The sequence below is a fragment of the Chryseobacterium sp. CBo1 genome (assembly GCF_001693475.1).
GTDB classification, from domain to species: domain Bacteria; phylum Bacteroidota; class Bacteroidia; order Flavobacteriales; family Weeksellaceae; genus Chryseobacterium; species Chryseobacterium formosense.
In genome coordinates this window covers 20097-28566 of the sequence record NZ_MAUH01000029.1, presented here as the reverse complement: position 1 = coordinate 28566, position 8470 = coordinate 20097, and the positions used below count along the sequence as shown (strand labels likewise).

Annotated in this window: 5 protein-coding genes; 1 reads left to right on the top strand and 4 read right to left on the bottom strand. The window is 33.7% G+C overall.

Going from position 1 to position 8470, the window contains the following annotated elements:
- Positions 1–259: 259 nt before the first annotated feature.
- Positions 260–2542, top strand: coding sequence for a cation:proton antiporter (locus BA768_RS14455; RefSeq protein ID WP_065721336.1), 2283 nt, complete (start codon positions 260–262; stop codon positions 2540–2542).
- An 81-nt stretch (positions 2543–2623) separates the two neighbouring features.
- On the opposite strand, the gene BA768_RS14450 is transcribed toward BA768_RS14455, so the two are convergent.
- The 4 genes from BA768_RS14450 to BA768_RS14435 form a co-directional block, all read right to left on the bottom strand.
- Positions 2624–3478, bottom strand: a complete 855-nt coding sequence (locus tag BA768_RS14450) for a lytic transglycosylase domain-containing protein (protein ID WP_065721334.1) — start codon at positions 3476–3478, stop codon at positions 2624–2626.
- A gap of 151 nt (positions 3479–3629) precedes the next feature.
- The gene (locus tag BA768_RS14445) at positions 3630–6125 is read right to left on the bottom strand and encodes an ATP-dependent Clp protease ATP-binding subunit (RefSeq protein ID WP_065721333.1); all 2496 of its coding nucleotides are present in this window, start codon (positions 6123–6125) and stop codon (positions 3630–3632) included.
- A gap of 154 nt (positions 6126–6279) precedes the next feature.
- Positions 6280–6996 (bottom strand): hypothetical protein, encoded by a 717-nt coding sequence (locus tag BA768_RS14440; protein ID WP_123947124.1) that lies wholly within the window; start codon positions 6994–6996, stop codon positions 6280–6282.
- Positions 6997–7088: 92 nt separating this feature from the next.
- A complete protein-coding gene (locus tag BA768_RS14435) occupies positions 7089–8399 on the bottom strand; it encodes a hypothetical protein (RefSeq protein WP_034674700.1) in 1311 nt (436 codons plus the stop codon).
- Positions 8400–8470: the final 71 nt, after the last annotated feature.

Here is an 8470-nt window from a genome sequence, read left to right as displayed (position 1 = left end):
ATTGGATTTTTCAATTTTATTCTTCGAGTTTTTCAAAAAATTATATTTTTCAAAAAATAAAACCTGAAAAAAGATTTTTTTTTCAACTCAACACGAAAAAAGACTGCCCTTTTGAGACAGCCTCTTTTCATTTCAATCAGATTACATTCCCATTCATTTCATTACATTATTCCATACACTTATTACATTTAAAGTAAACCAACTTTTTACATCCGTTTATTCTTATGAAATTTGCGTTTAAATAAAATGATTAATGATTATGGGGAAATATAGAAATATTATTTTTTATGTAGCAACAATTATCTTTTTCTCGTGCCTCATGTATTGGTTTTTTGTAGAAGGGCAAACCTTGGAAATTGGAGAAAATATTGCTCCGCCAAAAACAACAGGCGCAACGATGTGGGAGGATTTTACGGATTCTTTTTTAACCAATCTTCACCATCCGTTAGCACTTTTACTTGCCCAGATTGTGACTATTATTATGGTCGCCAAATTATTTGGCTGGATTTGTATTAAATTAAAACAGCCTTCCGTAATCGGTGAAATGATTGCAGGAATTGTTTTAGGACCCTCACTTTTTGGCTTGTATTTTCCAGAACTTTCAGCATTTATTTTTCCTAAAGAATCATTACCCAACTTACAGTTTTTAAGTCAGATCGGTTTGATTCTCTTCATGTACATTGTCGGAATGGAGCTTGATTTAAGCATTTTAAGAAAAAAAGCTCATGATGCCGTAGTAATCAGCCACGCAAGTATTATTATTCCGTTTGCTTTAGGAGTCGGGCTTTCTTATTTTATTTATAAAGAATTTGCGCCGGAAGGAATTCAGTTCAGTTCCTTTGCTTTATTTATAGCCATTGCGATGAGTATCACCGCATTTCCTGTTTTGGCAAGAATTGTTCAAGAACGGAATCTTCATAAAACTAAAATAGGAACTGTTGTCATCACCTGTGCTGCAGCCGATGACATTACTGCATGGTGTATTTTAGCAGCCGTAATTGCAGTGGTAAAAGCAGGATCTTTCTCAGGATCTGTTTTTGTAATTCTGATGGCGGTTGTATATGTTTTCATTATGATTAAGGCGGTAAGACCGTTTTTAACAAGAATTGCTGAAGCACAAAAAGGAAAAGGCTTCATTAGTAAAGCATTGGTTGCCGTATTTTTCTTAATCCTTATTATTTCATCTTATGCAACAGAAGTAATCGGAATTCATGCATTATTTGGAGCATTTATGGCAGGTGCAATTATGCCTGAAAATGTAAAATTCAGAAATCTTTTCATTGAAAAAGTAGAAGATGTTGCATTGGTTTTATTACTTCCATTATTCTTTGTATTTACAGGGTTAAGAACACAAATAGGGTTATTGAATGATCCTCATCTTTGGAAAATCGGAGGATTTATTATCTTAACTGCCGTTATCGGAAAATTCGTAGGAAGTGCTTTAACGGCCAAATTCCTCAAACTAAGCTGGAAAGACAGTCTCACCATTGGTGCTTTGATGAATACAAGAGGTTTGACCGAACTGATTGTTTTAAATATCGGTTACGATCTTGGTGTTTTAGGACCTGAATTGTTTGCGATGTTGGTTATTATGGCATTGTTCACCACATTTATGACCGGGCCATGTCTTGACCTCATCAATTATTTCTTTAAAGGAAAAAAATCATCTCTGGAAGATGAAGATCAAGATGAAAACGACGCAAAGTATAGAGTTCTTTTGTCATTCGAGACTGCAGAATCCGGAAGTACATTGCTGAAACTTGCAGATAACCTTACTCATAAAATGAACGGCAACAAGAGCATTACAGCTATGAATATCGCGCCTGTTGATGAACTTCACGCCTTCGACATCGATAATTTCGAAAAAGAACAGTTTAAAAATGTAATTGAAACCTCACAGGATCTAAACCTTGAAATTACAACCCTTTTCAAAGCATCTACGGATATTGAAAATGATCTGACAAATATTTCAAATAAAGGAAATTATGATCTTCTTCTGATTATGCTTGGAAAATCAATGTACGAAGGAAGTTTATTGGGAAGGCTTCTGGGTTTTACCACAAAAATCATTAATCCTGAAAAACTTTTGAATACTGTAAAAGGAAAAAGCAATATTTTTAACAGTTCGCCTTTCGATGATTTTACATTACAGATTTTGGACAACACTCATATTCCGGTAGGAGTTTTAGTTGAGAAAGATTTCAAATCTGCAGACAAAGTTTTCGTTCCTATTTTTAATTTAAGTGATTTTTATTTGCTTGAATATGCTAAAAGATTGATTAATAACAACAATTCGCAAATTATTATTCTGGATGTCGCAGGACAAATCAGAAACAATATTGAAGTGAAAGAACTGATCCGAAGCATCGAACAGGTAGCTCCGAACCACATCACTTTATATAACGAGAAGAAGATTGAAAAAGAATTTTTAAACGCTCAGGATCTGATGCTGATCAGCAAGAAAAGCTGGCGCGGACTGATTGATTCAAAAAGTCTTTGGTTATCGGACATTCCGTCAACTTTAATCGTTTCAAATCCATAAAATTTCATCTAAAAAATGATTTTTGATATTTGCTAAAAAAGCCCGGATCTTGAGTCCGGGCTTTTAATTGTAATAGGTATTTTATTTATTACTTCCTTTTATAGATTTCGATAAAATTGAAGTTTTTTTCATTAAAAAATCAGGCATTAAATCTGTGGGAAGAAAGAGTTTGCTTTCACCATCAGCTTCTAAAGTACTTACAATCTCCGGATTCCAGGAAAGAAGGTCATTCATCGGAATTTTCAATTCATCGGCAATTACATTCAGCTTAAATCCAGCATTGATTTCGGTTTCCGACAAAGCAATTTCCCGAGAATCTGTTGTTCTTGAATTCAGAAGAGTCATTGTTCTCGAATCATTATAATTTGCCAAAACCGACGATAATTCTCCCGTTGCGTAACATGCATTAAGATATTTTTTAACATGGTTGATCGTTTCCTGTGGCAAATATTTAGAAAAAACATGATATTGCGTAGAATTTGCTGCCTGCATCGCTTTGGCAATATTTCCTTCTCCACAATTGTAAGCCGCAACTACTGTCACCCAATTATTGTATTTTTTATAAAGATTTTTTAATGAAACTGCAGCTGTTTTTGTACTTCTGTATAAATCATTCCGACGGTCTTCCGTTAATCCGTACTGATTGGCATGAGCGGTCATAAACTGCCACACTCCCACTGCTCCTGCGCTTGAAGTCACATTTCTGTTGAAGTGAGATTCGATTAAAGCTAAATTCCTCAAATGCTTTGGCAAACCTCTTTCAACCATAGAATATTCGATAAAATTAACAATCTCTTTATTGGCTTCAATAATATTCTTATATTTTCTCACACTGTTTTCAGAAGTATCTGAAGCAGTGAGAAACTGTGCACTCACAAAATGAGAGCAGCTTAAAAACGTTGCCGTTAAAATAATATTCTTAAGATTAGGTTTCATTTTTAATGTGTTTCAAAGCTTTTATTTATCCTGAAAATCACAATTATTTTCAATATCTCGCAGATTAAACAGATTTTCCAGATTGAAATCAGCTGATTAGCAAAATCTGCGGGAGATTTTATATTAATTTAAATTTAATAAGATTGTGAAATTAATCTACTTTCCAACTGATTTTATCTTCTTCTGTATTCCAATCTACATGAATCGTCTGTCCGGCTTTTACTTCTTCTCTTACAATCATTTTTGAGATGGGTCTTGCCAATTGTGATCTGATAACTCCGGAAATCTGTCTTGCTCCGTATTTGCTGCTAAATCCGCCTAATGCAAGGCTTTTCACCGCTTCATCACTAATTTTTAAAGTCATTCCTAATCTCGTTAATGAAGTATGAAGTGATTTTAACTGAATATTGAAGATTCTTTCAGCAATCGATTCTGTAATTGGTGCAAAAGGAATAATTTCTGTAATTCTTGCCAAAAATTCCGGTCTGAATCTTCCTGAATTCGACATAATCTGCATCAGCGAATTTGATTCCGGAATTTTTCCTTCTTCAAACTGTTTCACAATTTCTTCGCTTCCGATGTTTGAAGTAAATAAAATTAAAGCATTGCTGAAATCTCCTTCTTTTCCAAGCTTATCATGAACTTTACCTTCATCCATAATCTGTAAAAACACGTCAAAAACTGAATGATGCGCTTTTTCAATTTCATCAAATAAAACAACCGTGTAAGGCTGCTGTCTGATTTTGTTGACCAACATCCCACCTTCTTCATAACCTACATATCCGGGAGGCGCACCGTATAAAAGTGCTGCAGAATGTTCTTCTTTAAATTCAGACATATCAAAACGAACCATTGCTTTTTCATCGTTGAATAGCAATTCAGCCATAGATTTTGCCAACTCAGTTTTTCCGGTTCCGGTGGGACCTAAAAGGAAGAAAGAACCGATTGGCTGTCCCGGTTTATTCAATCCGCTTCGGTTTTCAACGATGGCATCAGAAAGAATTTTCAGGGCGTGATCCTGTCCCACTACTCTGTTCATCAGCAGAGATTCCATATTCAAAAGTTTCTCTTTTTCCTGAGCCTGAATTTTCCCGATCGGAATATTGGTTTTAGCTGCCATTACAGCCGCTAATTCAAGACGTCCTACTTTTTCTCTTTTTACAGATGCATGCTCTAAAAGTTCTGCATAGGTATCTTCTATTATTTTCTGAATCGATTCTACCGGCATAGAGTTGTCGATTTGTGGCTGCTCGCTCAGAGAACCCCACAAAATCGGACTGATCTTATCTCTTAATAAATTGTAATTCCAAATCAATTCGTCGGCTTTATCTTTATCATCAAGATATTCTTCTTTTAAAATATTTTCATAGATTTCCTTCCAGCTTTTCAGTTCTTTTTCAGAAAGTTCGTCGAGCATTTTTATTGCCGCCATTGTTCGGTCTAAAAGATCAATTGCAGCATCCGGAAGTTTTTTACCTTTTGCATAACGCTTCGCCAAACGTACACATTCTGGGATTGCGGTTTTTTCCACTTCAATTCCATGATGTTTTTTATAGCCTTCCAGCAAAACATCAATCATTTTGACGCAAGTTTTTTCATCCGGCTCGTTGACCGTCAAAACTTCAAAACGTCTGTTGAATGCCTGTTCAGGCTCTATAATTTTTCTGTATTCTTCCTGAGTTGTCGCTCCGATTACCGTAATTTCTCCTCGTGCCAATTCAGGTTTCAATAAATTAGCAACGTTTCCGATGCTTCCTTTTGGATCTAAAAGGGTATGAATTTCATCAATAAATAAAACTGCTTTTTCAATTTTTTTACATTCATTGATTACTTTTTTCAGGCGGTCTTCGATTTCGCCTTTATAAGAAGTTCCGGCAAGCAAAGCCCCGGTGTCAAGTTCTAATAATGTTGCATTCTTCAACATTTCAGGAACGTTTCCTTTGATAATTTCTGTTGCAAAACCTTCAACCAATGCTGTTTTACCAACTCCCGGCTCTCCGATGATAATTACGTTGGGCTTACTTCTTCGACAAAGAATTTCGACCAACATTCTCAATTCTTTATCCCGACCGATAATGTTTTCCAAATCACCGTTTTTTGCCTGTGCAGTACGATCAACACAATAGGCTTTAATAGAAGGAAATGAAGAATCTGAAAAATCAGAACTTCCACCAAACAAGGATGAAATTTCGCCATTCTGGGCTGCTGCAAAAGGAGTATCTTTTCTATATAAATTGAAAATTTCGTGCTCTCTTAAAGGAAGTGATTTGAGCTGTTGTAAAGTAAATGCAACCTGCGGTTTTACAATTGCCGTTAAAATACAGACTGGTGTAATCTCGTCTAAACCTAATTTCAAGCGAATATCATCGGCCTCTTCAAGAATCTGATCTACAAATTCGCCTTCACCAACTTCTGCGGGAAGATGAGTAGTTTTCGGATAATCTTCAATTCGGACATCTGCCCATTCGTAAAAGTATCCCGGATCTTTGTCTATAGATTTAAGAAATTCATTCAGCCCAATATCTTTATGCATTAATGCCTGTAAAATATGTGGTCCGCTGTATGTAGCGTTGTAATTTTCTCTCGCAATCGACTGTGCAATATGAAACAGCTGTTTCACCGTTTCATTGGTAACAAGTACTCCCATTTATATTTTAATATTAATATTTTGACTTTATTTTTGGTGTAACTAAAATAAGTTTTTTTTGTCAATGATTAAAATTAAAAATCGGTTATTTTCAATTGATGGGGAATATTTGGAGATTGTCTATGAGATATGAATTGAAATTTCAGTCTAAAAATTATGGCCTGTTTTCTTGCCTGTAGTTAACATCAATAATTTTTCCGGTGTTCCCATCAATTTTATAATCCCAATATCCTTGTGGATACATATCTTTGGTGACCATCCAAATATTTTTATTCAATGAAACTTTTATATTTTTTCGTTCAAAATCACTGTTAGCATTGAGTATTTTCCCGTTACAGTCTTCAGATTTAAGATTATCAATAATTTTTTCTGAAGTAAGCTGTGTATTTTCCTGATCGTGAAATAAACCTATTCCTATATTTTCTTTGTTTTTTGTGATAAAATTATCCGTAATCATCTGTTCGGTTTTTAAAATCCTCAACAAATCATTAAATCTAATTTTTAAATCTTTATCAAAATCAGAACGATCAGTAGTTTTTAGAAGATAACCATTTTTATCATAATCTTTAGTAATAAAGCTGCCATAAAAAGGCTCGATGTCAACTTGACCTACAAAAGTCTCAGTTTCTTTCTGAATTGTACCCGACGGGTAAAAGTCTTTTACTTTTTTAAAAAGAGCAGGTGGTGGTGGAGTAACTATTTTTGTATAATAGGTTTTATTGCCATCTTCATTATTATCCCAAAGTGAATATTCTATAATCGTTCCGTCTGATAATGTATCTTTTTTTGCAGGAAGTTTTTTTTCGTCTTCCATACTGACTACATCCGGGTAGTTTTCAAACCTTTTTATATCGAATTTTTCTGTGTTCATAACTTTCTCTTTTGGATAACTGATTTTTTCTTTTTCCTGACCATTACAGGAACATACCATCATAGTTAGCGCTATGTAAGTGATTATTTTTTTCATTTGATGCCTTCATTTATTTTTTTCCATTGAAACTTATTAGTAGAAAATCTGCTTTTCATCTTATTTGTTTTAGGATTTCTTGTCTGGTGCGTATAATCCATGATATTATCTGTATTATACAATTTAAAAGTATAGGGAGAATTATTATCAAAAGTATGATAAAGCCCCATTGCATGAAGTATTTCATGAGCAGTACTCGAATCATTCCGATTTTGAAATGCCACCACTGTTTTTACATTACCCACATCTTCTGCGATACCATTTAAATTCAATGAAGTAGGAAGCATATATACTCTGTAATAGCTCTTATATATTTCATTTTTTTTATCTTCAAAAAAGATTTTATCCAGCGTTGAATGAATAGAACGCCAATTTGAAATATCCGTTACAATGTTTCCATTTTTATCTTTTGTTGTAAAAAACAGATTGAATAAAAAGCCATCAGCAATGATAGGCTTCGTTTTTTCTAAAATATTTGCTTTAATATAAGACTGATTAAAGGCATTTTGTGTAATAACTTTTTCGTTTCCTTTAACTGATCCTGTTGAATTCATTTTTTTTACCGTAACAGGAATCATTATAATATTTACATTTTTTATTTTGTTATTAGGTAAAACTTTAATTTCTCCAACTTTTTGCATCAATTTATTTTTTGTAGCAATAATTCTAATCGTTTCCGGCGAAGTGAATATTTTTTTGCATTTTATACTTACCGAGCTTTCATCAAAGTTAGTACCCTTCGCTACTGTAAACTGTTTTAAAATAATAATTTCAAAAACATCAGTATTATAAGCATAATGTAATTTATCCGGTTTTTCTTCAATGTGAACAATTGCATCTAATACAGCTGTTTCACCGGCTATTAATGTCATATTAGGAACATAATATTTACCTTTATAAACGCCGAAATTATTATATTCGGTTAGAATACCATTATATTTTTTGGTATCGGGAGTAAATTTTGGAAGATTCTTCGGATCATTTGTATTTGTAGCGTAAACTTTGCCGTAATTACCAATTATTCCATTATAAGAGATGTCGGTTTCCAATTTAGTGTCTGCAACTCTTACCCAATCGAATCCGAATTCTCCTTTCCAATTTTTTGTTGGTCTAAAGAATACTGCACATTTTGATAAAGTAGGTGAAGCTGGTGGTTTTCCAGGATTTCCATCTTTTTTAATAACAGTTTCGCTTTTCTCAGAATGATATTCTGCAGAATTCTCACTAATATTCGTTTCAGAATAATAATTGAGATCTTCTCCTGTGCTTTCGAATATTTTCCCTTTTACAATTCGTATTCTGCTCATAAAGTTTCAAATTAAAAATTCTGATCTTTCTCCGCTTTTATTTTCAATATTACTTTGAACGTTTTTTACAA

Excerpts from the sequence above, each read along its gene's own strand:
- BA768_RS14455 (WP_065721336.1), top strand. The coding sequence starts at position 260 with ATGGGGAAATATAGAAATATTATTTTTTATGTAGCAACAATTATCTTT.
- BA768_RS14445 (WP_065721333.1), bottom strand. The coding sequence starts at position 6,125 with ATGGGAGTACTTGTTACCAATGAAACGGTGAAACAGCTGTTTCATATT.
- BA768_RS14440 (WP_123947124.1), bottom strand. The coding sequence starts at position 6,996 with ATGAACACAGAAAAATTCGATATAAAAAGGTTTGAAAACTACCCGGAT.
- BA768_RS14450 (WP_065721334.1), bottom strand. The coding sequence starts at position 3,478 with ATGAAACCTAATCTTAAGAATATTATTTTAACGGCAACGTTTTTAAGC.
- BA768_RS14435 (WP_034674700.1), bottom strand. The coding sequence starts at position 8,399 with ATGAGCAGAATACGAATTGTAAAAGGGAAAATATTCGAAAGCACAGGA.